23 protein-coding genes are annotated in these 26,507 nt (G+C 72.4%); 6 read left to right on the forward strand and 17 right to left on the reverse strand.

Features of this window, described 5'->3' with window-relative positions; genetic code table 11:
* Positions 1-195, forward strand: a 195-nt coding sequence (locus EBH09_RS39565) for a DUF1206 domain-containing protein (protein WP_238697524.1), incomplete at its 5' end; no start/stop codon positions are given.
* Positions 196-223: 28 nt separating this feature from the next.
* Entirely contained in the window at positions 224-658 is a 435-nt protein-coding gene (locus EBH09_RS34170; protein ID WP_121750679.1) for a hypothetical protein, read from the forward strand.
* A gap of 3 nt (positions 659-661) precedes the next feature.
* On the opposite strand, the gene EBH09_RS34175 is transcribed toward EBH09_RS34170, so the two are convergent.
* From EBH09_RS34175 to EBH09_RS34220, 11 genes are all read right to left on the reverse strand, one after another.
* The gene (locus tag EBH09_RS34175; protein WP_193776682.1) at positions 662-2,908 is read right to left on the reverse strand and encodes an FUSC family protein; all 2,247 of its coding nucleotides are present in this window, start codon (positions 2,906-2,908) and stop codon (positions 662-664) included.
* Between the two features lie 100 nt (positions 2,909-3,008).
* The gene (locus tag EBH09_RS34180) at positions 3,009-4,385 is read right to left on the reverse strand and encodes an NAD(P)/FAD-dependent oxidoreductase (protein ID WP_121751147.1); all 1,377 of its coding nucleotides are present in this window, start codon (positions 4,383-4,385) and stop codon (positions 3,009-3,011) included.
* A 225-nt stretch (positions 4,386-4,610) separates the two neighbouring features.
* On the reverse strand, positions 4,611-6,344 hold the full coding sequence (locus EBH09_RS34185; protein WP_121750681.1) for a PP2C family protein-serine/threonine phosphatase: 1,734 nt from the start codon (positions 6,342-6,344) through the stop codon (positions 4,611-4,613).
* Positions 6,341-6,490, reverse strand: coding sequence for a hypothetical protein (locus EBH09_RS38105; protein WP_193776683.1), 150 nt, complete (start codon positions 6,488-6,490; stop codon positions 6,341-6,343). Before EBH09_RS38105 ends, EBH09_RS34185 begins: the two co-directional genes overlap by 4 nt.
* Positions 6,487-7,554: an ATP-binding SpoIIE family protein phosphatase gene (locus EBH09_RS34190; protein WP_121750682.1), complete on the reverse strand. Its 1,068-nt coding sequence runs from the start codon at positions 7,552-7,554 to the stop codon at positions 6,487-6,489. The genes EBH09_RS38105 and EBH09_RS34190 overlap by 4 nt, the downstream gene beginning before the upstream one ends.
* Positions 7,554-7,994: an anti-sigma regulatory factor gene (locus EBH09_RS34195; protein WP_121750683.1), complete on the reverse strand. Its 441-nt coding sequence runs from the start codon at positions 7,992-7,994 to the stop codon at positions 7,554-7,556. Before EBH09_RS34195 ends, EBH09_RS34190 begins: the two co-directional genes overlap by 1 nt.
* Positions 7,994-8,425 (reverse strand): STAS domain-containing protein, encoded by a 432-nt coding sequence (locus EBH09_RS34200; RefSeq protein ID WP_121750684.1) that lies wholly within the window; start codon positions 8,423-8,425, stop codon positions 7,994-7,996. The genes EBH09_RS34195 and EBH09_RS34200 overlap by 1 nt, the downstream gene beginning before the upstream one ends.
* Positions 8,422-9,318, reverse strand: coding sequence for an STAS domain-containing protein (locus EBH09_RS34205; protein WP_121751148.1), 897 nt, complete (start codon positions 9,316-9,318; stop codon positions 8,422-8,424). Before EBH09_RS34205 ends, EBH09_RS34200 begins: the two co-directional genes overlap by 4 nt.
* A 157-nt stretch (positions 9,319-9,475) precedes the next feature.
* Entirely contained in the window at positions 9,476-9,868 is a 393-nt protein-coding gene (locus EBH09_RS34210) for an STAS domain-containing protein (protein WP_121750685.1), read from the reverse strand.
* A 120-nt stretch (positions 9,869-9,988) separates the two neighbouring features.
* Positions 9,989-12,367: a SpoIIE family protein phosphatase gene (locus tag EBH09_RS34215; RefSeq protein WP_238697589.1), complete on the reverse strand. Its 2,379-nt coding sequence runs from the start codon at positions 12,365-12,367 to the stop codon at positions 9,989-9,991.
* Positions 12,368-12,590: 223 nt separating this feature from the next.
* Positions 12,591-16,586, reverse strand: coding sequence for a HAMP domain-containing protein (locus tag EBH09_RS34220; protein ID WP_121750687.1), 3,996 nt, complete (start codon positions 16,584-16,586; stop codon positions 12,591-12,593).
* Between the two features lie 386 nt (positions 16,587-16,972).
* Here EBH09_RS34220 and EBH09_RS34225 point away from each other — a divergent pair, with 386 nt between their 5' ends.
* Both EBH09_RS34225 and EBH09_RS34230 read left to right on the forward strand, forming a co-directional pair.
* Positions 16,973-17,338, forward strand: a complete 366-nt coding sequence (locus EBH09_RS34225) for a PRC-barrel domain-containing protein (RefSeq protein ID WP_121750688.1) — start codon at positions 16,973-16,975, stop codon at positions 17,336-17,338.
* Positions 17,339-17,384: 46 nt separating this feature from the next.
* A complete protein-coding gene (locus EBH09_RS34230; RefSeq protein ID WP_121750689.1) occupies positions 17,385-17,837 on the forward strand; it encodes an ATP-binding protein in 453 nt (150 codons plus the stop codon).
* Between the two features lie 9 nt (positions 17,838-17,846).
* On the opposite strand, the gene EBH09_RS34235 is transcribed toward EBH09_RS34230, so the two are convergent.
* A complete protein-coding gene (locus tag EBH09_RS34235) occupies positions 17,847-18,281 on the reverse strand; it encodes an ATP-binding protein (RefSeq protein ID WP_121750690.1) in 435 nt (144 codons plus the stop codon).
* A gap of 256 nt (positions 18,282-18,537) precedes the next feature.
* Between EBH09_RS34235 and EBH09_RS34240 the strand changes: the two genes are divergently transcribed.
* Entirely contained in the window at positions 18,538-18,825 is a 288-nt protein-coding gene (locus EBH09_RS34240; RefSeq protein ID WP_121750691.1) for a DUF4190 domain-containing protein, read from the forward strand.
* An 83-nt stretch (positions 18,826-18,908) separates the two neighbouring features.
* Here the strand turns inward: EBH09_RS34240 and EBH09_RS34245 are convergent, their stop codons facing one another.
* Positions 18,909-20,816, reverse strand: a complete 1,908-nt coding sequence (locus tag EBH09_RS34245; RefSeq protein ID WP_121750692.1) for an AMP-dependent synthetase/ligase — start codon at positions 20,814-20,816, stop codon at positions 18,909-18,911.
* A 165-nt stretch (positions 20,817-20,981) separates the two neighbouring features.
* On the opposite strand from EBH09_RS34245, the gene EBH09_RS34250 reads away from it, so the two are divergent.
* The gene (locus EBH09_RS34250) at positions 20,982-21,215 is read left to right on the forward strand and encodes a DUF6480 family protein (RefSeq protein ID WP_121751149.1); all 234 of its coding nucleotides are present in this window, start codon (positions 20,982-20,984) and stop codon (positions 21,213-21,215) included.
* A gap of 34 nt (positions 21,216-21,249) precedes the next feature.
* Here EBH09_RS34250 and EBH09_RS34255 read toward each other — a convergent pair whose 3' ends face one another.
* The 4 genes from EBH09_RS34255 to EBH09_RS39570 form a co-directional block, all read right to left on the reverse strand.
* Positions 21,250-22,341 carry a glutamate--cysteine ligase gene (locus EBH09_RS34255; protein WP_121750693.1) on the reverse strand — a complete coding sequence of 364 codons (1,092 nt, stop codon included), beginning with the start codon at positions 22,339-22,341 and terminating at the stop codon, positions 21,250-21,252.
* Positions 22,342-22,453: 112 nt separating this feature from the next.
* Positions 22,454-24,676, reverse strand: coding sequence for a 1,4-alpha-glucan branching enzyme (gene glgB, locus EBH09_RS34260; RefSeq protein ID WP_121750694.1), 2,223 nt, complete (start codon positions 24,674-24,676; stop codon positions 22,454-22,456).
* A 3-nt stretch (positions 24,677-24,679) separates the two neighbouring features.
* Positions 24,680-26,041, reverse strand: a complete 1,362-nt coding sequence (locus EBH09_RS34265; RefSeq protein ID WP_121750695.1) for a maltokinase — start codon at positions 26,039-26,041, stop codon at positions 24,680-24,682.
* Between the two features lie 28 nt (positions 26,042-26,069).
* Positions 26,070-26,507: alpha-glucosidase C-terminal domain-containing protein (locus tag EBH09_RS39570; protein ID WP_238697525.1), on the reverse strand; the 438-nt coding region annotated here is incomplete at its 5' end.

The following is a 26,507-nucleotide window of genomic DNA, read 5'->3' on the forward strand; positions in this document are numbered from 1 at the left end:
GTCTTCGCCGCGGCGGGCGCCTTCGCCGTGCGGGCCGCCGTCGACTACGAAGCCGACAAGGCGAAGGGGCTGGACGACACCCTCCGCTCCTTCGCCGAAACCCCGCTCGGGCCCTGGCTCCTGATCTGCGTCGCCGCAGGTCTGATGCTGTTCGGCGGGTTCTCCTTCGCCCTCGCGCGATGGCGCCGCGTCTGAGCCGCGCCGCACGGGGAACACGGGGCGCATGAACGAACACGAGATTCCTCCGCCGGACGGACGTCCCGTGGACGTCTACCTCGACCTCCTGCGCATACGCATGGAGACCGACGACTACCAGCTCCTGCTCAGCGTGGTGGAACCCGTTCTCCAGGCGATCGACGAGCACCAGATGCCCACCATCGACTTCTCCCTCGACGGGGACAACGCCGAGGCGCTGCCCCAGGCCATCAGGGACGAGGCCGCCCTGGTCATCGCCACCGCGGTCACGGGCCGACTGGACAACGAGGTCGTCGAGATCAGCACCGACGAGACCGGCCCGGTCCGGGTCGTCACCGACGCGGCCACCGCCTCCGACCCCGAACGCCTCGGGGAGATAGCCGACTACCTCAAGGAACGCCACGTGCAGAACGAGGAGCTGCGCGGCATCGCCGAGGCGAGCGGTCTGCCCAGCGACTTCTGAGCGTCACCGCTTCGGCGGCGCGACGGGCACGCCCAGCGGCCGGGCCAGACCCACGACCGCTTCGTCAAGGCGCTCCAGGTGCCGCAGTACCCGGCCGGTGATGCGGCCGTACCGCGGTACCCCGGCGGCGTCCGGTGCCAGCAGCGAGGCGATGCTCGGTCCGGTCTCCACCTCGGTCTCCGCGTCCTCGTCGGCGACGCGGGCGGCGATCGCCTCGATGTTGCGCACCGTGCGCCGCACCGCCCCGCGCAGCCGCGGGTCGGCCGCGATCGAGGGATGGGCGGGCAGCAGCTCGGCCGTCGCGGCCAGGGACCGGGCGTGATACGCGCAGGTCTCCAGCAGCGCGACCACGTACTGGGCGGTGTTGCGCCGGGCCCGCAGCGGCGTGATCGGATGGGTGAGCGGCTGCGTGGCGGCCCGCAGATCGCCCAGCGCCTGGTCCAGCTCCCGCGCCGTGTCCAGCAGATCGGCCGCCGGCCCGCCACTGAGCTGGTCCACCGCCCCCTCGGTGACGTCGGTGAGCCGCTCCAGCACCGTGCCGAGCAGTTCGTTCGTACGCCGGTCGGTGCGTATCGGCAGCACCAGCGCCGCCGCCACGATCCCGCAGGCAGCGCCGAGCGCCGTCTCCTCCACCCGCAGCAGCAGCACCGACAGGCTGTAGGTGTGCAGCAGCGTGTACAGCAGTCCCAGCATCGCCGTCACGAAGAACGACATCAGCGTGTACGACAGCGGAGCCGTGTAGAACATCGCGAAGATGAACAGCAGCACCAGCCCGAACGCGATCCACGTGTGGCCGCCCACCAGGCCCGCCAGCACGATGCCGGCCACCACCCCGAGCATCGTGCCCAGCACACGGCGGTAGCCCTTGACGAGGATCTCGCCGGTGGAGGCCGTGTTCAGGAAGACGATCCAGCACGCGAGCACCGCCCAGTACCAGCGCTCGGCGGACAGCAGCTCGCCGCCCAGGATGGCCAGCGACGACCCCACCGACACCTGCACCGCGGCGCGCGTGGTGGGCCGCCGCAGCCCGGTCGGCTCCTCCTTCGGGGCGGTCTCCTCACCGCCGTCGATGGCGGCGTCCTCGGCGTCCAGCTCCTCCCGGGAACGGGTCGTCGCGGGGGTGTCGTCCGACTCGTCCTGCGGCCCGTCCAGGGCGATCCGCAGGCCCATGACCGCACGCGCGGTCTCACCGATGCCGCGGAACACGTCCTGGACCGCCGGGATCGCCTCGGGCAGGTTCTCCTCGTCGCGGTAGCCGAGGAGCCGGTTGCGCAGGTGGGACAGCGCGGTACCGCGCGCCTCGGCGGGCGGCCGCAGCACCAGCGTGCGCAGCGCCCCGAGATCGCGACGCAGGATCTCCGTGGCCTCGCCGGGCGCCGGTGAGCGGCCCACCGAGGGCGCGGGCGCGCCCGGCAGATGCAGGGTCAGGGTGTCCGCCCGCTCGGCGCTGCGCGCGGTCAGCAGCAGCAGGCCGAGGCGCTCGGCGGCGATCTCGGCGTCCGCGATGCGCCGCTGCACCAGACGCGCCGTGGACGCGTCGGGCGTGCCCTCCTCCAGCCGGGACTGGATCATCAGGGCCGTCTCGTGCAGGCGCGCGGTGCCGTCGCGCAGGTGCTCCAGCGTCTTCTCGATCCCGTCCGGACCGGCGTCCAGCAGCTCGCTCTGTGTGGCGATCAGCTGCGCCAGCCGGGCGCGGAACGCCTGCCGCAGCCGCTGGAGGACGCCCGCCGGTGTCTCCGGCACCACCGCGAAGCGCACCACCGCGCTGCACAGGAACGCCACCGCGATGGCACCCAACAGCCCCGGCAGCACCGACACCTTCGCGCCGACGAACAGGGACACGAAGTAGACCTGGAAGCCGATCAGCCCGAGCGCGGTGCCGCGGTCGCCGAACCGGCGGACGAAGACGGCACAGAAGATCAGTACGACGAAGAAGACGTCACCGATGACGACCCGCGAGGTGAGCAGGGCGCTGATCGACACCGAGGCCAGGGCGACGGGCAGGCCCAGCGCGAGGGTGACTGCCTGCCCTTTGGGCTCCTTCTCCCGGATGGCGAAGGTGGCGACCATCGCCGCCATGGCGCCCGCCACCAGATGCGTGACGTCCGCACCGAAGGCGGCGAGCACCGCCAGCGCCAGCGCGATGGCGCCCACCGTCCGAAGCCCGGCCGTCAGCCGCAGCAGCCCGGGGTCGGACGCGGCGACGCGGTCCCGCAGCCGTGTCCGCACCGAGCGCCCCGCTGCCTTCACGCCGCCGTACACTCTCCCGATTCACGCCCGATGCCCGGCCGGTTCACGCCGAGATCCACTTCTCAGCATGTCATGCCGCGAGCGGACCACCGCCGCCGGGTCACAGCTGCGCCCGGCCCGCTCCCTCGACCTGCTTCCGGACCTGCTCCGGCGTCAGATAGGCGTCGGTGTACTCGAAGTCCTTCAGCTTGGCCGCCTTGCGGGCCTGGAAGCCGGTGCGGACGAAATCGTCGCCGGCGATGGCGTTGAGCGTCCAGTTGGCCGCCACCCGGGCCTTCGCCACGCCCGTGCGCAGCGCCGACCAGTGGTAGCCGCGGGCCACGGCCTGGGCGGGCAGACCCTTCAGTTCGACGCCGAGCGGCTTGGAGACCGCGTCGGTGCCGCCGAGGTCGACGACGAGACCCAGGTCCTTGTGGACGTACGGCCGCCTCGGCTGGTTGCGCAGGGTGGCGATCAGGTTCTCGGCGACGTGCCGGCCCTGCCGCATGGCGTGCTGGGCGGTGGGCGGGCAGACAGCGCCCTCCTGGCCCTTGGCGAGGTCGGGGACGGCGGCGGAGTCGCCGAGCGCGAACACTCCGTCGTGGTCGGGCAGGCACATCTCGGCGGTGACCGCGAGCCGTCCCTTGACCGTTTCCGCGCCGAGCGTGGCCATGAGCGGGCTCGCCACCACTCCGGCGGTCCAGATCAGCGTGCGGGTGGGCACCACCCGGCCGTCCGTGAAGGTGACCTCCTCGGGGTCGGCCTTCTCGATGGACACGCCGAGGGAGATCTCGATCCCGCGCCGCGTCAGGACCTCCTGCGCGTCGCGTCCGAGCTTGTCGCCCAGTTCGGGCATCAGCTTCGGGGCGATGTCGATCAGATGCCACTTGATCAGGCTCGGGTCGAGCCGGTTGTAGCGCTTGACGGCCGCGTGCGTCAGCCGCTGCAGACAGGCCGCGGTCTCGGTGCCCGCGTAACCGCCGCCGACCACCACGAACTGCAGCCGGGAGGCGCGCTCCGCGGGGTCCTGGCTGGCGTCGGCGAGGTCCAGCTGGGAGATGACGTGGTCGCGGATGTAGGCGGCCTCCGCCAGCGTCTTCATGCCGAACGCGTTGTCGGTGAGCCCCGGGATGTCGAAGGTGCGGGTGACGCTTCCGGGGGCCAGCACGATGTAGTCGTACGGCTCGTTGACGATCTGGTCGGTGATGGTGCGCACCACGCAGACCTTCGCCTTGAGGTCCACGCCGATGGCGCCGCCCGGGATGATCCGGGTCCGGTACTTGCTGCTGCGGCGCAGGGAGAGCGCGATCGACTGGGGCGTCAGCACCCCGGAGGCGACCTGGGGCAGCAGCGGCAGATAGAGCTGGTAGGAGAATGGCGTCACCAGGGTGACGTCGGCCTCGTTGGGGGAGAGTTTCCGCTCCAGACGGCGGACGCACTCCACGCCGGCGAAACCTGCGCCGACCACCAGGATCCTGGGTCGTGTCACGGTGTTCATCCCTTTCTGCGGCTCCAGGCGGTCTGCCGCGAACGCCATTCGCCTGCCCCTGGATCGCTGCTTCGCACCTCGTCGATCCCACCGCGCCCACGCCGGTTCGGCCAGCCGGGCGCGGCAGGCAGGCGACACGTTCCGATCACCGCCATGCCCCGCCCGGGCCCGCGGCGCGCCGGGCGGGAGCGAACCGCCCGGGACCTTCCGGTCGGCGGACGGTGTCGGCGCGGGTCAGCCGGACTCGCGCAGGTGGCACAGCAGCAGGCACACGTCGTCGTCCCGCTCGGAGTCGCTGAGCAGGGGACGCAGGATGCCGTCCGCCGAACCCTCCAGGTCCGCCTCCAGTTCCGCCGGGCCGAACGACCCGAGCGCCTCGGCCAGCCGCGCGATGCCCGGGTCTATGCCCCGGGCGCGGCGCTCCACCAGGCCGTCCGTGTACAGCGCGAGCGTCGAGCCCGGCGCCATCCGCACCGTGTGGTCGGCGATCTCCTGCTTCAGCGGGATGCCGAGCATCGCCCCCGGTTTCGCGTCCAGTGTCTGGACCCGCCCGTCCGGGGTACGCAGCACCGGCGGCGGGTGGCCGGCGGCGGCCCACGTCATGGTGGGGTCGTCGGGGTGGAAGCGCGCGATGACGGCGGTGGCGAAGAGGTCGGGCTGGAGGTGGTGGAGGAAGGTGTGCAGCCGGGTCAGGAGCCGGCCGGGGCTGCCGCCGTCGACGGCGTAGGCGCGCAGCGCGGTGCGCAGCTGACTCATCATCACGGCCGCGCGCAGCCCGTGCCCGGTCACGTCGCCGACCACGGCGATGACGCCGCCGTCGGGCTGGCGGAACGCGTCGTACCAGTCGCCGCCGATGTTCAGCCCGTGAGTGGCCGGCAGATAGCGGGCGGCCAGGCCGAGCCCCGGCGGCGCGGGCAGTTCCGTCAGCAGGGCACGCTGGAGCGTCTCCGCGATGTCGCGGTTGTGCTGGTAGCGCTGGGCATGGTCGATGGCGATGCTGGCCCGCCGGGTCAGCTCGATCACCATCACGGCGTCGTCCGGGTCCCAGCGCTCCCCGGGCGGGGACAGGGTCACCACGCCCAGGGGCGCCTGCCGGGTCGGCAGCGGGATGCACAGCAGGGGCCGTCGAGGGTCCAGCGCCGAGGGCGGCTGGTCGTCGACGCCGGGCAGGCCGCCGGGGTGAGCGGCGGCGTACTGGGGCCGCCCGGTGCGCGCGGCGACCACGGCGGCGGCCGGATGGGCGGGCCCCGGCCGGTCGCCCTCCTGATCGAACAGCCAGACGTCGACGCTCGTGGCGTACTCCGGCACCAGCAGCTCCGGCAGGCGGCGCACGATCTCGTGGTGGTCGAGCGACGCGGTCAGCACGGCGCTCGCGTCCGCCAGGAACGTCAGCCTGCGACGGGCGTTCTCCGCCTCCGTGCGCGCCTTGCGCTCGGCGGCGAACGCCTCCCGCTGGGCCCGTCCGGCGGCGTCCAGCTCGGCGTGCAGGGCCACGACGCCCTGGTTCGTCTGGTGCAGCTCCTCCCGGTGGAAGTCGACCAGGTCCTCCTGCTCGGTGAGCCTGTCCAGCACCAGCGCCGTGTCCTCGTCGGCCCCCAGCAGGGCCTCGGCCAACGTGGTCGGGTCGTCCGCGGACGCGTCGGCATCGACGGTCGGCACGGCCTCGGGGCAGGGCACCGTGACCCGCCACGGAGGCTCCCCGGCGGCCGCGGCGTCGTGCGACGGCGTCAGTACGGCGTGCAGCACACCCTCCCCGGCCTCCGGCGTGGCACGGGAAGCCGTGCCCGCCTCCAGGGTGAGCCGCCAGGTACCGCCCTTGGTCAGACACAGCCGCAGCTGCGCGCCGAGCGATGCCACCAGCCGCGCCCGCTCCAGGGGCGGCACACCGTAGGCCGCGGCCAGGCGCGCGGTGGTGATGCGCGCCTGGGCCGCGTCGGTGATGTCGGTGATCTGCCAGGTGCGGGTCATGTGCGGTCCAGCGGGGTCGGGGCCGAGCCGGTCGCGGTGATGTCCTCCTGCGTGGGTTCCAGTCGTGCCGTGCCGGGAGCCGCGGCCGGGTGCGCGGTGGTGGGGCGTGACCGGGCCGCGTCGGTGGTGTGTGGGGTACGGGTCATCGGGTGTCCGGCGGGGTCGAGGCCAGTACGGCCACGGCGGTGTCGTCCCGCACCGGGCGGGCGGAACTGCTGGCGTCACGGACCGTCACAGCGGCTGTCACCGCCGGGTCGGCCGCCGTGCTGCAGGTGTCGGGCGTCGGGGTCCAGCGGCTCGGCAGACCGTCGCTGTGCAGGACCAGCACCCGGTCGTCCGCCCAGGCCACCTCCTCCTCGCGCAGGGTCGTGGGCCGGTGGGTGCCGACGATGCCGGGCCGGGACAACAGGTGCCGCCAGGTGCCGCCCGCGCACAGCCGTGCCCCGATATTGCCGACGCCGGCGAACCTGAGCACCGCGGCACGCGTGTCGACCTGGGCCACCGCGACGGCCGCGCCGCGGGTCCCGCCCAGCGCCGTGTCGAGCCGCCGCAGCGCCTCGGCGGGCGCGAGGTGGGCCGAGCCGCGCAGCGCTTCGACGGCGGCGGTCGAGGCGCGGGCCGCCTCCGGGCCGTGGCCGAGCCCGTCGGCCAGCATCAGCGTGACCCGGTCTCCGGCCCGGGCCCATGACCAGGCATCGCCCGAGTAGTCGTCCCCGCCGAAGGGGACGTTCACCGCGCCGGCCCGTACCCCGGCCGCCGGACCGGGCTCCGCGGCACGGCCGTCGGGTACGGCGCCGACCCGGGCGACCACCACCGTGCCCCGCCCCGGGCCGCTGTGCAGGTCGAAGTCGTCGGCGACGCGCGCGCAGGTGCCGAGACCGGCGCCCAGGGAGTTCGTCGTGCTGAAACCGTCCCGCAGGGCGGCGGACACGTCGGCGATCCCCGGGCCGTGGTCGACCGTGGCGACCTGCACGAGCCGGGACTCGCCGTCACGGTCGGCCGAGAGCACGGTAGGCGCGACCACGTCGATGAGGACCCGACCGCCCCCGGCGTGCTTGAGCAGGTTCGTGGCCAGCTCCGTCGCCACCAGCGCCGCGGTGGCGGTGCGCTGCTCGTCCAGCCCGGCCAGGACCGCCGCGTGCTCCGCGGCCACCCGGGCGTCGCGCACCCGGGTCGAGTCGTGCACCGGGACGTCCCACACGCGCGGCATCAGATCTCCTCACGTGGGCGGGGTGCCCGGCCCACCCAGGAGGTCACCCGCACGGTGGTGCCCGCCCCCGGGTTGCTCTCGATCGCGAACTCGTGCACCAGCCGCCGCGCGCCGCCCAGCCCCATGCCCAGACCGCCCCCCGAGGTGAAACCGTCGCTGAGGGCCTGCTCCAGGTCCGCGATGCCCGGTCCCTCGTCGCTGAAGGTCAGCCGCAGTCCACGGGTTCCCCCCTCGGCGAGAGGCTCCGTCTCCATCGTTCCACCGCCGCCGTACACGAGCGTGTTGCGGGCCAGTTCGCTGGCCGCCGTGACCAGCTTCGTCTGGTCCACCAGACCGAAGCCGATCTGGGCGGCGGCCTGCCGCACGTGCTGGCGTACCCACACCAGATCCATGTCCGAACGGATCGGCAGGCGGGCCTGTGCGCCCGCGGCAGTGTGCATCACGGACTCTCCTGGCGCAGGCCGCCGAAGTGGGACGACGGGGCGTGCCGCGTCAGCAGGTCAAGAGCCACCTCGGTACTGAGTGCCGTATGCACCCCCGGCAGCGTCAGGCCCAGCTCCACCAGTGTGATCGCGACCGCCGGCCGCATGCCGACCAGCACGGTGCGCGCGGCCAGCAACTCGGTCTGCCCGGCGATCTCCGCCAGGACCCGGCCGAGGAACGAGTCGACGATCTCCACACCGGAGATGTCGATGATCACACCGGTGGCGCCACTGCGGGAGATGGTCTCGGCGAGATCCTGCTGGAGCTGCTGCGCCGTGCTGTCGTGCAGGTCTCCCTGAAGGGTGACCAACAGCACCTCGCCGAGCCGGAGGACCGGAACATGACCCGTCACGGGCCCCGCGTGGGGCCCCGGGAATGCCTCGCTCACCGCGTGACCGGACCGTTCGCGACGGGGTTGACGATGCCGACTCCGAGCTGGTGCAGCACGTAGCCCAGCGCGTCGGCGAGGCTCGCCCGGGTGACCACGGTGCCCAGGTCCAGGCCGAGGTGGACCATGGTCTGCGCGATCGCGGGCCGGATGCCGGAGACGATGCACTCGGCGCCCATCAGCCGGGCCGCCGCGACCGTCTTCATCAGGTGCTGGGCCACCAGCGAGTCGACGGTCGGCACCCCGGTGATGTCCAGGATCGCGTAGCGCGCCTGCTGCTCCACGATGGACTCCAGCAGGGTCTCCATGACGACCTGGCTGCGGGCGCTGTCGAGCGTCCCGATCAGCGGGACGGCCACGATGCCGTCCCACAGCTTTATGACGGGAGTGGCCACCTCCAGCAACTGCAGCCGCTGGCGGTCGATGAGTGCCTGCCCCTCGCTGAGCGCCGTCTGCATGACCACGACCCGCAGGGTGCCCATCAGCACGCTCAGCGTGGTGACGCAGTCCCGGGCGTGCTCGGCGGAGGCGTCCGGGAGGTCGGCCACGAGCAGGTTCTCGACCGGCTGGCGCAGAGCCGCCAGTTCGCTCGACACCTGGGCGGTGCTCAGGCCGGCCCGCGAGCGGGCCGCACCCATCCGCGCCAACTGCTCGCGCACCGACGTGAATCCGGCGGCGTCCGGGTCCTCCACCCGCGCCGCGTCCGCCACTTGGGCCAGCGCGTCCACCACGGCCTTGCCCGCCTCGACCGCCTCGTCGCGCGAGACGGTGAACACGGCCCGGAACAACGGCTCGTCCGCCCAGCGCTGGGCGATCTGCTCACGGCGCCGCCGCAGAAAGTCCCTGACCTCGTTCGTCGGCGATCCCGCTGTTCCCTCCGCCTGTTCCGGCACCTGTTCCACTCCTCATCCGCATTGCGCCGCACAGCCCCGGGAGGCGACGTGACGGCGACGTGACTCTGCCGGGCGACAACTGTAACCACCCGCCGACCTCGTACGACACCTGCTCCCGCGTGAACGGTCCGGATGAGCGCCGGGTAGGAGGGGGAACTCACACCTCCGGTATATGCGGACCCTCCGGCTCGGCGTCGACGCGGGAGAGTGCCTCGTCGATGCTCTCGGAGACCGGCACGGTGAGGCTCACCCCCGTCAGGTCCAGGACGCGCCGCACCGCCGGGGCGGGCGAGATGATGTGCACACTGCCCGGCAGCTCGCGTGCCTCCTGATAGACCCGCAGGATGATGTTCATGCCGGACGAGTCCATGAACGGCACCTCGGAGAGGTCCAGCAGGAAGTGCCGCCGGCCGTGGTGCAGTTGGTTGGCCAGGTGGTGCTGAAGCTCGGTCGCGGTGTCGACGTCCAGGTAGCCCTCCACCGTGAGCAGCGCGACCTCCTCCCGGGGCAGCGTCACTTCGACGGACAGCGGGTTCTGGGCTATGGGCACGTGTACCTCCAACAATACGGCCGGGCGGTGGGGCGTCATCATGTCCCACCGCGCCCGGCGATTACCCCCGAATCCGTTCGTCACACCTGTCGGGTCGGGACCGGAATCCCGTGTCCTGCGTCACCCGACCCGGATGCCCACCAGGCACGTGTCGTCGTCCGTGTCCGACCTGCTGTAGGTGAGCAGCCGGTCCAGGTGCTGGTCGAGGGTGTTCGGCGTCGGGCGGACGGTGCTCAGCAGCTGGGCCAGCGACTCCTCCACCGAGCGGTCGCGGCGTTCGATCAGGCCGTCGGTGTACATCAGCAGCGTGTCCTCGCCGGCCAGCTGCACTTCGTCCTCCTCGTACACCGCCTCCGCCACCGCTCCCAGCAGCATGCCCTTGAGCAGCGGCAGCGGCTTGGCAACCGTGCCCCGGACCAGCACCGGCGGCAGATGGCCCGCCCTGGCCCAGCGCAGCGTGCGCCGGGCCGGGTCGTACAGCCCGCACACCGCGGTCGCGGTGACCCCGCCCGTGAGATGGTGCGCCACGATGTTGAGCCACGACAGCAGCTGGCCGGGCCCGGCGCCGGTCACCGCGAGGCCCCGCAGGGCGTTGCGCAGCACGACCATGCTGGTCGCGGCCTCTATGCCGTGCCCGGCCACGTCCCCCACGCACAGCAGCACCCGCCCGCTCGGCAGCATCACGGCGTCGTACCAGTCGCCGCCCACCAACTGCTCCGTCTCCGCGGGCCGGTACCGGACGGCCACCTGGAGCTCCGGCACCTTGAGCGGGGTCTGCTCCGGCGGCATGATGGCGTGCTGCAACTGCAGGGTCAGCCGGTTGCGTTCGATGGCCTGCTGCTCACTGTGCGCCAGCTGGTCGCGCGTCGCGGCGAGCGCCACCTCGGTCCAGTGCTGCGCCGAGATGTCCTGGTACGCCCCCCGTACGACGAGAAGGCGGTCGTCGGTGTCCAGGACCGGTTCGGCCACCGCCCGGACGTGCCGGGTCACCCCGTCGGGCCGCTGCAGCCGGAACGCCGCCGACGCCGGCCGCCGGTGGTGCAGGAGCGTGCGCAGGAACCGGCCGATGGTGACGGCGTCGTCGGGGTGGGCGTGGGCGGTCAACTCCTCCAGCGGCACCGGCGTACTCGTCTGCGGACGCCCGTAAAGGTCGAACAGCTGTCCGTTCCAGGTGATCTCGCCGGTCAGCAGGTTCTCCTCGAAGCCGCCGATGCGGCCGAGGCGCTGGGCGTGCTGGAGGAGGCTGGCCAGCCGGGCCGTCTCGTCCTCGATGCGCCAGATGAGCAGCACGGCGTTGCCGTGCCGGCTGACACTGATGTCCGCGACCGCCGACAGCGGCACCTGGTCCACCAGCGCGGTCAGGTTGATGCGCCGGGCCCGGAACGGCTCGCCCGTGGCGTACACCCGTTCCACGTTCTGGAACAGCTCGCTGTCCCCGGCGGCCATCGGGTAGGCCTCCAGCAGCAGCGCGCCGCGCACGACTGCACGCGGCCGTCCCGCGGGATCCAGGAAGCCCTTGTTCACGTGCTGGATGCGGAAGTCCGCCAGGTTGCCGGCGGCGTCCAGGTGCGGCACCAGGACCAGGGCGGGGTCGTACAGACCGTCGGCCAGGTCCATCAGCTCCACCGAGTCCGGCATGACGGGCGGCTCCTGCCCGGCACCGTCCGCCGGTGTGTACGACTCCAGGGTGTGCGCGCACAGCTCCGCCAGGGCCTCCACCTGACGGACCACCTGGGGCGGCTGCGGAGCCAGCGGCACCGGCCAGGCGATCTCCAGCACGCCGTGGATACGCCCCCCGGTACCGGCGGGTACGGCGACCCTGCCGCCGTCCGGATACTGGTGCCGGCCCACGCTGGGCAGCCCGGTTCCGGCCAGCGAGGTGATCCACTGGCCCTCGCGCTCGGTCAGCCCTGACCGGGCCACCGTCGCCACGTCCGGCGGTACATAACGCCAGCGGGTGGCCTCGGCCGGGGAGAACCCCGCACTGCCGGCCAATGTGAGCGACCCGTCGTACCCGGCCGCCCAGATGGCCACGGCGACCGCGCCGAGCGGGCGCAGCGCCTGCTCCAGCAGGGCGTCGGCCACGGCCTGGGTGTCGTCCGCGGCCAGCGCGCCGCTCTCGGCCGCCCGCAGGCGTACGGCGGCCGACTCGGCCACCGTCTCGCCGGCGTCCCCGTCGTCGTCGCCGTCGTCGGCGTCCGTGGCCCGCACGGCGGCGGTGGCCGTCAGGAACGCGTCCGTCACCTCCGACATCCGGTCCCGGGCTGCCTGGTTGATGACGTCGACCGCGAACTCCAGGGGAGTCACCTGGGACTGCTCGGCCAGTTCGGCGAGCTGCCGCGCGGCCTGCGCCGGACCACACCCGAGCCGCGCGACCAGGATGCCCTTGGCGAGCTCGATCAGGGCCCGGCCCTCGGCCTCCGCCTGGGCGGCCCGCACCTCGCGGCTGAGCCGGTCCACCGTGGCCGCGAGCCTGCCCACGGGCGACAGCGGGGCCATCGCGCGCAAGCCGGCGGCCGGCCCGTCGACCGCGCCGGACTGCCGCGGTCCGGACGCCGGGGGCGGCGTGGCCGCGTCCCGCGGCGCGTCGCCGGCCGGCCCGCGTGGCTGCTGGGACATGTTCACGATGAGGACGCTCCTCGGCTGGAGGCCGCCACGGAGCGCGACGGGACGTGCCGCGCACCGCCCGGCCCACCGGTGTACGGGACGGGGGCCGGCACGCTCATGCGGGCAGCCACCGTCGGACGCAGGCGATGAGGTCCCGGGTGTCGACGGGTTTGGTGACGTAGTCGCTGGCGCCCGAGGCGAGGCTCTTCTCCCGGTCGCCGGGCATCGCCTTCGCGGTGACCGCGATGATCGGAAGCTCGGCGTACCGGGGGATCCGGCGGATCTCGGCCGTCGCCGTGTAGCCGTCCATCTCCGGCATCATCACGTCCATCAGGACCAGAGCGACGTCCGGGTGGTCCACGAGCGTCTCGATGCCCCGGCGTCCGTTCTCCGCGTGCAGGACCCGGAAACCGTGCAGCTCCAGGATCCCGCTGAGCGCGAAGAGGTTGCGCGCGTCGTCGTCGACGACCAGGACGGTGCGCCCGGCCGACGAGTCGTCCACGGAGTCCGGAGCCAGGTGCTGCGGCTCCTCGGGCCGGACCAGGGAGAGGACGTCGCCGGGCTCCTCGGCGGCCAGGTGCAGCGCGATGCGCTCGCGCAGCTCGTCGAGGCTGGACAGGAACTCCAGCGCCCCGCCCTGCGCCCCGGAGCGCAGTCTCTCCTCCAGCGCCGCGTCCGCGCGGTGACCGCTGTGCACCAGCACCGGCACGCTCGCCAGCGCGGAGTCGCCGCGCAGCGCCTCAAGGAAGCGGGACGCCTCCGAGTCCGGCATGCCCAGCTCCAGGACGACGCAGTGGCACGGCTCGGCCGCGAGCGCGCCCGCGGCCTCCTGCGCCCCCACGGCCGTGATGACGTCGAGCGGGGGCCGGTCGCCCGCGTCGTCCCGTCCGTGCGTCAGGTCGGTGATCACACTCTCCGCGACGAGGGTCAGCAGACCGCGCGGCCGCTCCTCCAGGACGAGGAGCCGCCGCGGACGCCGGCGGTGGCCGCCCGTGAGCTCGGGCACGGCCGCCGGGCGGTTGAGCACGTCGGCGGGCGACGCGGCCGGGGCGTGCTCCGCGCCCCGGTCCAGCAGCTCCTCGAAATCGGGCCGGGCCACGGGCAGGAAGAGCGTGAACGTGCTGCCCCGGTCGGGCGTGCTGTCCACCGTGACGGCGCCGCCGAGCAGCTGGGCGATCTCCCGGGTGATGGACAGGCCGAGTCCGGTGCCGCCGTACTTGCGGCTGGTCGTGCCGTCCGCCTGCTGGAACGCGCCGAAGATCGACTCCAGGTTCTGCTCGGGGATGCCGATGCCGGTGTCCTTCACCCGGAAGGCCACCACCGCTCCGCCCCGGAGCACGCCGGCGGGCACCTCGTCGTCCGACGCCGGTTCGACGGCCAGCTCCACCCCGCCCCGCTCGGTGAACTTCACCGCGTTGGACAGCAGGTTGCGCAGCACCTGACGCAGCCGGGACTCGTCGGTCAGCAGGTCCGCCGGCGCTCCGGCGGCCGTCGACACCGTGAACTCCAGGCCCTTCTGCGTCGTCATGGGCCGGAAGGTGGCCTCGACGTACTCGATGAGCTGCCGCAGCGACACCCGCTCGGGTGCGACGTCCATCTTCCCCGCCTCGACCTTCGACAGGTCCAGGATGTCGTTGATCAGCTGGAGCAGGTCCGATCCCGCGGAGTGGATGATGCCCGCGTACTCGACCTGCTTGGGGGTGAGGTTGCGCGACGGGTTCTGGGCGAGCAGCTGGGCGAGGATGAGCAGGCTGTTGAGCGGGGTGCGCAGCTCGTGGCTCATGTTGGCCAGGAACTCGGACTTGTACTTCGAGGCCAGCGACAGCTGCTGGGCGCGGGCCTCCAGCTCCTGCCGGGCCTGCTCGATCTGCAGGTTCTTCGCCTCGATGTCCCGGTTCTGCGTCGCCAGCAGGGACGCCTTGTCCTCCAGCTCGGCGTTGGAGCGCTGCAGCTCCTCCTGCTGGACCTGGAGCTCGGCGGAACGGGCCTGCAGCTCGGCGGTCAGGCGCTGCGACTCGGAGAGGAGCTCGTCGGTGCGGGCGTTGGCCACGATCGTGTTGACGTTGACGCCGATGGTCTCCATCAGCAGTTCCAGGAAGTCCCGGTTGATCTGCGTGAACGCGGCGACCGACGCCAGCTCGATGACGCCGAGGACCTGTCCCTCGACCACGATGGGCACCAGCACCAGGGCGGTCGGCGCCACCTCGCCGAGCCCGGAGGAGATCGTCACGTAGCCGGCCGGCAGCTCGTCCACCACGATGGTGCGCCGGCTGCGCGCGGCCTGGCCGACCAGGGTGCGGCCGAAGGCGATGCGGGTGGGCCTGTTCGCGTCCTCGGGATAGCCGTAGGAGCCGACGAGCCGCAGCTCGGGCCCTTCGTCGCCGTCCTCGGCCAGATAGAAAGCGCCGTACTGCGCCGATACCAGCGGCACCAGCTCGTCCATGATCAGCTCGGCGACCACGGGCAGGTCCCGGTGCCCCTGCATCAGGCCGGAGATCCGGGCCAGGTTGGTCTTGAGCCAGTCCTGCTCCTTGTTGGCCCGGGTGGTCTCGCGCAGGGACTCCACCATGGAGTTGATGTTGTCCTTGAGCTCGGCGACCTCGCCCGACGCCTCCACGTTGATGGAGCGGGTCAGGTCGCCCTCGGCGACGGCGGAGGTGACCTCGGCGATCGCGCGGACCTGGCGGGTGAGGTTGCCGGCCAGCTCGTTGACGTTCTCCGTGAGGCGCTTCCAGGTACCGGAGACGCCCTCCACCTCGGCCTGGCCGCCGAGCCGGCCCTCGGTGCCGACCTCGCGGGCGACGCGGGTGACCTCGTCGGCGAAGGCGGAGAGCTGGTCGACCATCGTGTTGATCGTCGTCTTGAGCTCCAGGATCTCGCCGCGCGCGTCGACGTCGATCTTCTTCGACAGGTCGCCCCGGGCCACCGCGGTCGTCACCAGCGCGATGTTGCGCACCTGGCCGGTGAGGTTGTTGGCCATGGAGTTGACGTTGTCGGTGAGGTCCTTCCAGGTGCCGGCGACGTTCGGCACCTGCGCCTGGCCGCCGAGCCGGCCCTCGGTGCCGACCTCGCGGGCGACCCGGGTGACCTCGTCGGCGAACGCCGACAGCGTGTCGACCATCGTGTTGATGACGTCGGCCAGCGCCGCGACCTCGCCCTTGGCCTCCACGGTGATCCGCTGCGACAGGTCGCCGCGCGCCACGGCGGTGGCGACCTGGGCGATGGAGCGGACCTGGCCGGTGAGGTTGTTGGCCATGGAGTTGACGTTGTCGGTCAGGTCCTTCCAGGTACCCGACACCCCGCGCACCTGGGCGCGGCCGCCCAGGTTGCCCTCGGTGCCGACCTCGCGGGCGACCCGGGTGACCTCGTCGGCGAAGGCGGAGAGCTGGTCGACCATCGTGTTGATGGTGTTCTTCAGTTCGAGGATCTCGCCGCGGGCGTCCACCGTGATCTTCTGGGAGAGATCGCCCTTGGCCACGGCGGTGGCGACCTGGGCGACGTTGCGGACCTGGTTGGTCAGGTTGCCCGCCATGAAGTTCACCGAGTCGGTGAGGTCGCGCCACGTGCCCTTGACGCCCTGGACGTCGGCCTGGCCGCCGAGCCGCCCGTCGGTGCCGACCTCGCGGGCGACGCGGGTGACCTCGTCGGCGAAGGCGGAGAGCTGGTCGACCATCGTGTTGATGGTGTTCTTCAGTTCGAGGATCTCGCCGCGGGCGTCCACGTCGATCTTCTGCGACAGGTCGCCCTTGGCCACCGCCGTGGCGACCTGGGCGATGTCACGGACCTGGGTGGTCAGATTCCCCGCCATGGCGTTGACCGAGTCCGTCAGGTCGGCCCAGGTGCCCGAGACGCCCGGCACCCTCGCCTGTCCGCCGAGGGTCCCCTCCGTGCCCACCTCGCGGGACACCCGGGTGACCTCCGAGGTGAACACGGACAGCTGGTCCACCATGCCGTTGAAGACCTTGGCGATGTCGCCCATCAGGCCATCGGCCTCGTCCGGCAGACGAGTGCCGAAGTCGCCGTCCCGCACGGCCGTCAGGCCGGCAAGGAGACGGCGCAACTCCTGATCGCCCGGAACCGCCTCGACGGTACCGGCGCTGTCGCTGGTCATGCGCACCCTCGTTCCGCTCCCCAGGAGCCCTCGGACCGAGGACTCGACGACCCCCTGCCGGGCCGATTGCCCGGTCCGGCCTGTTGTGGACGCATTTCCGCAGTTCACGGATTGCCCAAAGAGAAAAATACGCCAGAGGCTAACCCAGGTGGCGGGTCCGAACAAAGCGGGACGTCACCTGGTGGAGCGCGCTCCGGACGGATCGGGCCGCGCACGCGGAACCGGCCGTGGGGCAGCCCGGTGGATCTCGCCGCCGCCGATTGGCCCACGGCGTCCGAATGCGGCGGCCCGGGCCGGGTATCTGCTGCTGTGGAGCCGGTCCGGCCCGTGGCGTCGGCCCGGCCCCGCAGTCGTCACCCACGCGGGAGGGAAGGGACAGCGTGCCGATGGAGAGCATCTGGTCGTACGCGGCGGGCACTGGTTACACGGAGGAACAGGACCTGACGGGCTGCACCGTCGTCGCGAACGACGGCACCATCGGTCACGTGGACCGCCAGGCCGACCACTTCGGCATGCGGCACCTGGTCGTCGACACCGGCGTCTGGGTCTTCGGCCGGAGCGTGCTCGTGCCGGTCGGCGTGGTCAGGGGCATCGACACCGAGGCCCGTACCGTCACGGTGGCCTGCACCAGGGCGGAGGTCAAGGCCGCGCCCCGGTTCCGGACCGACAGCGAGACGATGGACCGGGAGTACCTGGCGTCCGTCGGCGACTACTACCACCGGCTGCCGCCGCAGGACACCACCGCGGACTGAACCGGCGCCGAACGACAGCACGGCGAAGACCAGGGACACCACTGACATGGAACCAACCGACGGGACGTCCACGGCCTCATCCGGCTTCGCGCCGTCCGGCGCACCGGAGTCGGGCGCCGTGACCAGCGCGGCGACGGCACGCGCGTACGCGGAGTCGGTGGCGCGCGCGCAGTGGGGCTCGGGCCGCGGGGTGCGGGACGAGGACGTCGTCGACCTGCTGCTCGTCGTCTCGGAGCTGGTCACCAACGCGATCCGGCACGGCGGCGGACTGGCCGGGTTCGAGGTCCGGCCCATGGGTGAGGGCGTGTGGATCGCCGTTCACGACAACAGCGCGGTGGTGCCCAGGGCCGCCTACGAGTTCCCCACCAGGCACCATGGGAGCGGTTACGGCTGGCCGCTCGTCGCCCGTCTGGCCCGCCACATCGCCGTCGACCGGCACCCGGGAGGCGGCAAGGCGATCAGCGTGCTGGTGCCCCTGCGCGACGCGGGCGCCGCGTGACCGGGGCGGTCACCAGGGCAGGAAGACGTGGATGTCCTTGCCCCGCTCGGCGGTGACGACGCTCACCTGGTCGGAGAGGGTGTGGATCAGGTGCCAGCCGATGCCGCCGCCGCCGTTGCTCGGATGGAAGGGGCGCGGCGCGGGTTCGGTCGTACTCGTGTCGTGCATCACCACGTGCACTCCGTCGAAGGTGCGGCGCAGCCGCAGCGTGAACGGTCCCGGGGCGTACTGCACCGCGTTCGCCGCCAGCTCCGTGACGACCAGGAGGATGTCGTCCCAGTGCTCGGGCTGCGAGGGTGGTGACGCACGGGCCAGGTCGTAGAGGAATTCCTCCGCGACCAGGCGCGCACCGGTCACATTGTGCAGCTCCCCGGTGAAGCTGGCGGTGCGGTTCGTGATCTCCTCGGAAGCCAGTGTCCTGTCCCAACGCGACTCGGCTGCCATTTCGCCTTCCCGGCCCGGCATCCGCCGGGCGTTGTCCCTTCTTCGTTTTCCCTTCGTTTGTTAGTTCCCGTGCCGGCCGACCCTACGCGCCTCGTTGTGCGGGCCGGGGCGAGGTGGCCGCGGGTGACTGTCCCGTCACCCCCGGCGAATTCCCCGGAATACGGAGCGGATTGCGAGGGAACCCGGAAGGCGGAACACACCAGGGCGCTCCGCGAGGGGGCGCCCGTGTCCGACTACCCCACTCGGGAGATATCTGATGACCAGTTACGGCAGTTCCCCTGCCGCGTCGTCCAGGTCACGCACGAACGGTCTGGCCATCGCGAGTCTTTGCTGCGGAATCATCGGCCTGTTCTTCCTCAACGTCATTCTGGGACCGGTCGCCATCGTGCTGGGCGCCGTCGGACTGCGGCAGGCCCCGGCCAAGGGCGGCGCGGGTATGGCCAAGGCCGGTGTCGTGCTCGGCATCCTGGCCCTCGTCCTCTTCGCCGTCCTGCTCGCGGTGAGCGCGTCGAGCGGCGGCTTCAGCTGGTACGTGGGTGGCTGACCCGGCCGGCACACCGGACGACGACTGCGCGGGCGCGCCGGTACCCCACCGGTGCGCCCGCGCACGTCTGCCGGCGTACCCGGTCACCGGAAGAACACGTTGTCCGAGTCCTCCCACCCGGCCGGGTCCGCCGGCGGGGCCGGCGGCCGGCGGTGCGACCGCGCCTCGTACATCGCGTCGATCTCGAAGGCGTAGGTCCGTACGATCTCGTCCCGGCGCAGCTTCATCGACGGGGTGAGCAGCCCGTTGGCCACGTCGAACGGATCGGGCAGGACGCGGAAGACCCGGATGGACTCCGAACGCGAGACGGCGCTGTTGGCCGCGGCGACGGCCCGCGCGACCTCCTCCCGCAGCGCGTTCTCCTCGCGCGCCTCACGGGCCGGGGCGTCGCCCTGCAGGGTCAACCCCGCCCGCCAGTGCGTCAGGAACTCCGGGTCGAGCGTGATGAGGGCGCCGACGCAGGGCCGGTTGTCGCCCACGACCACCGCCTGGTGGACGAGCGGATGCATGCGCAGCCGCTGCTCCAGGGCGGCCGGGGCCACGCTCTTGCCGCCGCTGGTGATGATGATGTCCTTCTTGCGGCCCGTGATCGCCAGATAGTTCTCGTCGTCCAGGTGCCCGATGTCCCCGGTGGCCAGCCAGCCGCCGCGCAGCACCTCACGGGTGGCGGCCTCGTCACCGACGTATCCCTGGAACAGCGACGGCCCGCGCACCAGGATCTCCCCGTCGTCGGCCACCCGGATCTCCATGCCGGGCAGCGGCTGCCCTACGGTGCCGGACTTCTCCCGGCCCAGCGGCTGCATCGTCAGTCCGCCGCTGGTCTCCGTCAGGCCGTAGCCGTCGTGGACATAGACGCCGATGCCCTCGAAGAAGAGGGACAGCTCACGGCTGAGCGGCGAGCCACCGGATGTCGCGCGGCGCACCCGACCGCCGAGCGCGCTCCGCAGCCGGCGGTACACCGTCCGTTCGTACAGGGCGTGCTGGAGGCGGAGGTCGAAGCCGGGCCCCGGCCCCCTGCCCAGCCGCTGGCGCTCCAGCGCGGCGGCGAAGTCCCGCGCCGTCTCGGCGGCCCGCTCGAACAGGGCTCCGCGGCCGGCCTTCTGGGCCGTGCGCAGGAAGGTCTTGTACAGCTTCTCCAGTACCGACGGGACGGCGTAGAAGTAGGTCGGGCGGAAGGAGCGCAGGGCCGAGGCCAGCGCCTCCCCGGTCATCGCGGGCTCGTGCGCCATGAGCAGCCCACCCCGGACGCACAGGCTCTGGATCATCAGCCCGTACACGTGGGAGAAGGGCAGGAAGGCGAGGACGGCGCCCTGCTCCCCGGGCGGCGCGACCGTGTGGCCCCAGCCCTCGAGCAGCGTGTCGCACGGACTGGCCAGGCCGCGGTGGCTCAGCGCGCAGCCCATGGCGCGGCCGGACGTGCCCGAGGTGTAGGCGACGACCGCGGTGGAGTCCGGCAGCACGATGCGGCGCATGGAGTCGACCGTGGCGAACGGGAGGAACTCGCCGCGCGCCACGAGCGTGTCCATCACGCCCGCGTCCAGTTGCCAGACATGGCGCAGTGACGGCAGCGACGCGCACACCGAGCCGACGGTCATCACGCTCTGCTCGTCCTCGACCACCACGGCCACGCAGCCGGCGTCCCGCAGGATCCACTCGACCTGGTCGCGTGAGGAGGTCGGGTAGATCGGCACGACCTCGGCGCCCACCGTCCACAGCGCGTAGCTGAAGACCGTCCACTCGTAGCGGGTGTGGGCCAGGATCGCCACGCGGTCGCCCGGCGAGATCCCGCACGCGATCAGCCCCTTGGCCAGGTCGGCCACCTCGTCGCGGAACTCCACGGCCGTCACCTCGTGCCAGACGGTGGATTCCGGCCCGGTACGGCGGGCGAGCATCGGCAGGGTCGGACTGCGGGCGGCCGTCTCGAAGAGGCTGTCGGCGAGCCCGCCGGTCAGGGGCGAGACGGCCGGGGGAGCGAGAGCGAGGTCGCGCATGCGCTGGCTCCTGACATGTACGGACGGTGGACCCCACGGACGAGCACCGACGATTCCTGTGATCGGCCGTGCTCGGAATGTAGCGGAGCCGCAGGCGGCGGGGGGCCGGGACGGCGGAAGTGTTCCCGCCTGGTGATCTCGGCCGGATCGGGGGACCCGGACGGCATGAGCTATACGAACCCCGACCCGGAACCCGAACGCACCACCGGACTGGAGCAGGGAGGCGGTGTGCCGCCCGGCGAGACCCCGCCGGGGGAGAGCAGCATGTCCGAGGCGGGCCCGTGGGAGGGCAACAACCCTTCCAAGGGCTGGGCCAAGGCGCCCCTGACCGTGATCCTCGCCCTGGTGGTGCTGATCGCGGCGGGCTTCCTGGGCTACGCCCTGGTCCTGATCCTCTGAGGAGGTACGAGGAGCGACGGCCCCGCGGGGCGTCTCAGGCCGCCTGAGTACGGCGTACGCACTCGGTGACGACGTTCCGCAGGCTGCCGGTGCGCTCCAGCAGTTCGCGCTGCACCCGGGCACCGTTGCCGTGCCGCAGCAGTTCGCCGACGCCGTCCCGCACCCGGTCGAGGTCGCCGTAGTCGGCCAGCGCGTCCCCGACGTGGTCCAGCAGCGCCCGTACGACCGTCTCGGCCGGCATCCGCCGCATCGTCGCGGGATGCAGCAGTTCCTCCGTCAGCCCGGACCGGGCCGCCCGCCAGGCCGCGAGACGCAGCAGGCTCACACTGTGCTCGGCCGGCTCCGTGCCCTCCCGCCACTCCCGCGCGGCCGTGCCGACCAGCGCGCGGGCGAGGGCCGCGACGACGACGGCCGTGCCCGCGTCCAGGCAGACGTCCGCGACCCGGAACTCGACCGTCGGGTAGCGCTGGGAGAGCCGGACGTCGAAGTAGATCATCCCGTCGTCGAGGATCGTGCCGGTGGCGAGCATGTCCGCGACCCGCCGGTGGTAGGTCTCCGCCGAACCGAACAGCTCCGTCGGACCGGCCGACGGCCAGCGCTGCCAGACCCGGCTGCGATAGCTGCTGTAGGAGGAGTCCCTGCCCTGCCAGAACGGCGAGTTCGCGCTCAGCGCGGCCAGCACCGGCAGCCAGGGCCGCACCCGGTCGATCACCGCGACGCCCTCCTCGTCGGACTCCACCGAGACGTGCACGTGGCAGCCCAGGACGAGCTGCTCCTGGACGACGACGCCGTACTGCTCGGCCATCCAGTCGTAGCGGCGGTTCACGCCGACGGACGGGGTCACCGGCAGCGGCGACGTGGCGAGCGCGGCCACGGCGCAGCCGATTTCCCCGGCGTGGCCCCCGGCCTCCGCACGGCAGCGGACGATCTCCGCGTGCAGCCGTTCCATGTCCGACTGCGGATGCGTGGCGAACTCGAGCATCTGCTCGTGCAGTTCCTTCTCGAACACGTCCTGCTCGGCATCGTCCAGTGAGGCCCGGGCGAGCACGGCGGTGGACAGCGCCCGCGGCTCACCGGTCCCGGGGTCGACCAGGAGGAGCTCCTCCTCCACTCCGACGGTGCGCACGTGATGCCGCCTTTCTGTGGGCCCGGTCGCGGCGGCGACGAGGTCGTCTCGGTCCGTTGGACCATCGACTGCCCCAGGAAGGCGGTCGGACACCTGGTCGCGCCGCCGCGCCTCACAGGGCGTACGGCATCAGCCACACCGTCGCCAGCGGCGGGAGGGCGATCCGGAGGCTCCCGTCCTCGGGCTTGACCGGGTCGGGGTTGCCCACGCCGCTGCCGCCGTACTGCTCGGAGTCGGTGTTGAGCACCTCCTGCCAGGCGGTGACCTCGTCGCCGACGGCGAGGCCGTACTCGTGCCGGACGACCGGGGAGAAGTTCGACACCGCCAGCAGCGGAGTGCCCTCCGCGTCGTACCGCAGGAACGCGAAGACGTTGTCCTCGGCCGCGTCCACGGCGACCCACCGGAAACCGGCCGGATCGGTGTCGCGCTGCCACAGGGCCGGCGTCCGCCCGTAGCGGGTGTTGAGCTCGCGGACCAGGTCCTGGATCCCGCGGTGGTCGGACGCCGAGTGGTACCCCTCGTCCAGCAGCCACCACTCGGGGCCCTGCTTCTCCGACCACTCGGCGCCCTGCGCGAACTCCTGCCCCATGAACAGCAGTTGCTTGCCCGGATGCGCCCACATGAAGCCGAGGTAGGCGCGCACGTTCGCCCGCCGCTGCCACCAGTCGCCCGGCATCTTCGACACCAGCGCCTGCTTGCCGTGCACCACCTCGTCGTGGGAGATCGGCAGGCAGTAGTTCTCGCTGTAGGCGTACACCATCGAGAAGGTCATCTCGTGGTGGTGGTACTTGCGGTGCACCGGCTCGTGCGCGACGTACTCCAGTGAGTCGTGCATCCAGCCCATGTTCCACTTCAGGCCGAAACCGAGCCCGCCGGTGTCGGTGGGCCGGGTCACCCCGCCCCACGCGGTCGACTCCTCCGCGATGGTCACCACGCCGGGGCAGCGCCGGTAGACGGTCGCGTTCATCTCCTGGAGGAACGCCATCGCCGCCAGGTCCTCCCGGCCGCCGTACTGGTTGGGCTCCCACTGGCCCGAGTCGCGCGAGTAGTCCAGGTAGAGCATCGAGGCGACCGCGTCCACGCGCAGCCCGTCGATGTGGAACTCCTCGCACCAGTACACGGCGTTCGCCACGAGGAAGTTGCGCACCTCGGTACGCGCGAAGTCGAAGGTGTACGTCCCCCAGTCCGGGTGCTCCGCGCGCCGGGAGTCCCCGGGCTCGTACAGCGGGTCCCCGTCGAAGCGGCCCAGCGCCCAGTCGTCCTTCGGGAAGTGCGCCGGCACCCAGTCCATGATCACGCCGATACCGGCCCGGTGCAGCGCGTCGACCAGGTACCGGAAGTCGTCGGGCGAGCCGAGGCGCGCGGTGGGCGCGTAGAAGCCGGTGACCTGGTAGCCCCAGGACGGGCCGTACGGGTGCTCGGCGACCGGCATCAGCTCGACGTGGGTGAAGCCGAGGTCCTTGACGTACGCGGGCAGCTCCTCGGCCAGCTCGCGGTAGGACAGCCCCGGCCGCCAGGACGCCAGGTGCACCTCGTACACGGAGAACGGCGCCTCGTGCACGGGCGTCTCGGCCCGGGTCCGCATCCACTCCGCGTCGCCCCACTCGTACGCCGTCGCGGTCACGACGGACGCGGTGTTCGGCGGCTCCTCCGCCGCGCGGGCCATCGGGTCGGCCTTGAGGAACCGGTGGCCGTACCGCGAGTGGATCTCGAACTTGTACCGGGTGCCCTCGCAGACGCCCGGCAGGAACAGCTCCCACACCCCGGACGAACCGAGCGAGCGCATCGGGAACGCCGTGCCGTCCCAGTGGTTGAAGTCCGTGGCGACCCGCACCCCCTGGGCGTTCGGCGCCCACACCGTGAACCGGGTGCCGGTGACGCCCTCGTGGGTCATCGGCTCCGCGCCGAGGGCCTGCCACAGCTGCTCGTGCCGGCCCTCGCCGATCAGGTGCAGGTCGAGTTCGCCGAGGGCGGGCAGGAAGCGGTACGGGTCGTGCGTCTCCCGCTCACCCTCCTCGTACGTCACCACGAGGGTGTAGGCGGGGATCTCCGCCAGGGGCAGCACACCGGAGAAGAGACCGTCCTCCTCCGACACGAGGCCGTGGCGCTCGCCGTCCACGACCACGCTCACCTCGCGGGCGAACGGGCGCAGCGCCCGGAAGGCGATGCCGCCCGGGACGGGGTGGGCGCCCAGCAGGGCGTGCGGGTCGTGGTGGGCGCCCGCCAGCAGGCGCCCGCGGTCGGTCGGGTCGAGGGGCGGGGCGGTTCCGCACGCACCGGGTGTGGGCGGGACGGGACCGGACGGCTCGGGAAGCGAGGTGTCGCGGAGGGCCACGGGTCAGTCTCCTCTCACGGCGAGTCGTTCGATCGCCGCCATGGGTACGGGAAGCCAGTCGGGGCGGTGCCGGGCCTCGTACAGCACCTCATACACGGCGCGGTCCGTCTCGTAGGCGCGCAGCAGGCCGTGCTTCTTACGGGGGTCCCACCCGGCGCGGGCGGCGTAGCCGGCGCAGAACGCCTCCCGGCAGCGGCGCGCCCACTCGGGGCGCCACGGGCGGCGCTGCCGGGCGGCGTAGTCGAAGGAGCGCAGCATGCCCGCGATGTCCCGCAAGGGGGAGTGGGCGCTGCGCCGTTCGGACAGCGGGCGGGACGGCTCGCCCTCGAAGTCGATGACGAACCAGTCCCGGCCGGCCCGCAGCACCTGCCCCAGATGCAGGTCGCCGTGGATGCGCTGGGCGGGCGGCCCGGAGTCGCAGGTGGACAGCGCCGCGAAGGCCCCCCGCAGCCCGGGCACGAAGGGCTGCAGCGCCGGTACGCAGTGCGCGGCGGCGGTCAGCCGTTCGGTCATCGCCGCCGCCGTCCGGCCGTTCTCCCCGGGCGGGCCGGCCGGGAACGCCGAGGCCAGCGCCAGGTGCACGTCGGCCATCGCCCGCCCCAGCTCGCGGGCCTGCACGGTGAAGTCGTCCCCGGACGCCAGCGCGTTCAGGGAGAGGGTCCAGCCGTCCGAGGCGTCGTGCAGGAACGGCTGGAGTACGCCGAGCGTCGCCTCGTAGGGATGGGTCGTCCGCATCCACGCCACCGGCGCGGGGACCCGCCCGCAGCCCTGCCTGGCCAGCGCGTCCGGCACCTCCAGGTCGGGGTTGACGCCGGGCTGGATGCGCCGGAACAGCTTCAGGATGAACTCGTCGCCGTAGATCAGCGACGAGTTGGACTGCTCGGCGTCCAGCAGCCTCGGCACGAGCCCGCCGGGCACCGGCCGCGCGGGGTCGGACTCGAAGCGCAGCGGTCCCGCCTTGCCGGGGTGCCGGAGCCGTTCCAGGAGCAGCTGGGCCGACCGGGGGTCGTGCAGCGCGTCGTAGACCGTCCGGCCGGCCAGCGGGCCGTCCTGCACCTGCCCGATGATCGCCCGGCCCAGGCGCGGTGACGGCTGCTCGCGCACGCCCAGCAGCAGCTGGTAGCAGTCGCCGGCCGGGGGACCGCCGCCCGGGGCGGGCACGGGGCCCTGCCCGGTGTGCACCAGGAGGTGCAGACAGCCCGGGAAGAGCTCGGTCATCGACAGCAGGCCGAGCTCGGCCACGAGCCGGTCCTTGCCCGCGAACCAGCGCTGGCGCGGCAGCCACTCCCGCAGCAGCTCGCCGAGCGAGGCCATGGTCTCGGCGAGATGCCCGCGTCTGGGGCGCAGGGGTGCGGTCTTCGGCATGGTGACGCGTCCTTTCCTCGGCCCACGGTCAAACGCGGCGGCCGATGCGGGATGCGACTCGGGTGAGCCGGAACCAGTAGAAGCCGTGGCCCCCGAGGGTCAGCAGGTACGGCAGTTCGCCGATGGCGGGGAAGCGGACTCCGCCGAACAGCTCGACCGGATGGCGCCCGGCGAACTCCCGCAGGTCGAGTTCGGTGGGCTGCGCGAACCGCGCGAAGTTGTTCACGCACAGCACCAGGTCGTCCTCGTACTCCCGCAGGAAGGCGAGCACAGCGGGGTTGGAGGAGGGCAGTTCGGTGTAGGTGCCGAGGCCGAAGGCGGGGTTCTGCTTGCGGATCTCGATCATGCGGCGGGTCCAGTGCAGCAGGGACGAGGGCGAGGCCATGGACGCCTCGACGTTCGTCACCTGGTAGCCGTAGACCGGGTCCATGATCGTCGGCAGGTACAGGCGCCCCGGATCGCAGGT

The sequence above is a fragment of the Streptomyces sp. E2N166 genome (assembly GCF_003671715.1).
Lineage (GTDB): Bacteria > Actinomycetota > Actinomycetes > Streptomycetales > Streptomycetaceae > Streptomyces > Streptomyces thinghirensis.

What these genes read in the sequence shown, in the direction of transcription:
- EBH09_RS34170 (WP_121750679.1), top strand. Translation starts at nt 224, where the DNA reads ATGAACGAACACGAGATTCCTCCGCCGGACGGACGTCCCGTGGACGTC.
- EBH09_RS34180 (WP_121751147.1), bottom strand. Translation starts at nt 4,385, where the DNA reads ATGAACACCGTGACACGACCCAGGATCCTGGTGGTCGGCGCAGGTTTC.
- EBH09_RS34185 (WP_121750681.1), bottom strand. Translation starts at nt 6,344, where the DNA reads ATGACCCGCACCTGGCAGATCACCGACATCACCGACGCGGCCCAGGCG.
- EBH09_RS38105 (WP_193776683.1), bottom strand. Translation starts at nt 6,490, where the DNA reads ATGACCCGTACCCCACACACCACCGACGCGGCCCGGTCACGCCCCACC.
- EBH09_RS34190 (WP_121750682.1), bottom strand. Translation starts at nt 7,554, where the DNA reads ATGCCGCGCGTGTGGGACGTCCCGGTGCACGACTCGACCCGGGTGCGC.
- EBH09_RS34195 (WP_121750683.1), bottom strand. Translation starts at nt 7,994, where the DNA reads ATGCACACTGCCGCGGGCGCACAGGCCCGCCTGCCGATCCGTTCGGAC.
- EBH09_RS34215 (WP_238697589.1), bottom strand. Translation starts at nt 12,367, where the DNA reads ATGGCCCCGCTGTCGCCCGTGGGCAGGCTCGCGGCCACGGTGGACCGG.
- EBH09_RS34220 (WP_121750687.1), bottom strand. Translation starts at nt 16,586, where the DNA reads ATGACCAGCGACAGCGCCGGTACCGTCGAGGCGGTTCCGGGCGATCAG.
- EBH09_RS34225 (WP_121750688.1), top strand. Translation starts at nt 16,973, where the DNA reads ATGGAGAGCATCTGGTCGTACGCGGCGGGCACTGGTTACACGGAGGAA.
- EBH09_RS34230 (WP_121750689.1), top strand. Translation starts at nt 17,385, where the DNA reads ATGGAACCAACCGACGGGACGTCCACGGCCTCATCCGGCTTCGCGCCG.
- EBH09_RS34235 (WP_121750690.1), bottom strand. Translation starts at nt 18,281, where the DNA reads ATGGCAGCCGAGTCGCGTTGGGACAGGACACTGGCTTCCGAGGAGATC.
- EBH09_RS34240 (WP_121750691.1), top strand. Translation starts at nt 18,538, where the DNA reads ATGACCAGTTACGGCAGTTCCCCTGCCGCGTCGTCCAGGTCACGCACG.
- EBH09_RS34245 (WP_121750692.1), bottom strand. Translation starts at nt 20,816, where the DNA reads ATGCGCGACCTCGCTCTCGCTCCCCCGGCCGTCTCGCCCCTGACCGGC.
- EBH09_RS34250 (WP_121751149.1), top strand. Translation starts at nt 20,982, where the DNA reads ATGAGCTATACGAACCCCGACCCGGAACCCGAACGCACCACCGGACTG.
- EBH09_RS34265 (WP_121750695.1), bottom strand. Translation starts at nt 26,041, where the DNA reads ATGCCGAAGACCGCACCCCTGCGCCCCAGACGCGGGCATCTCGCCGAG.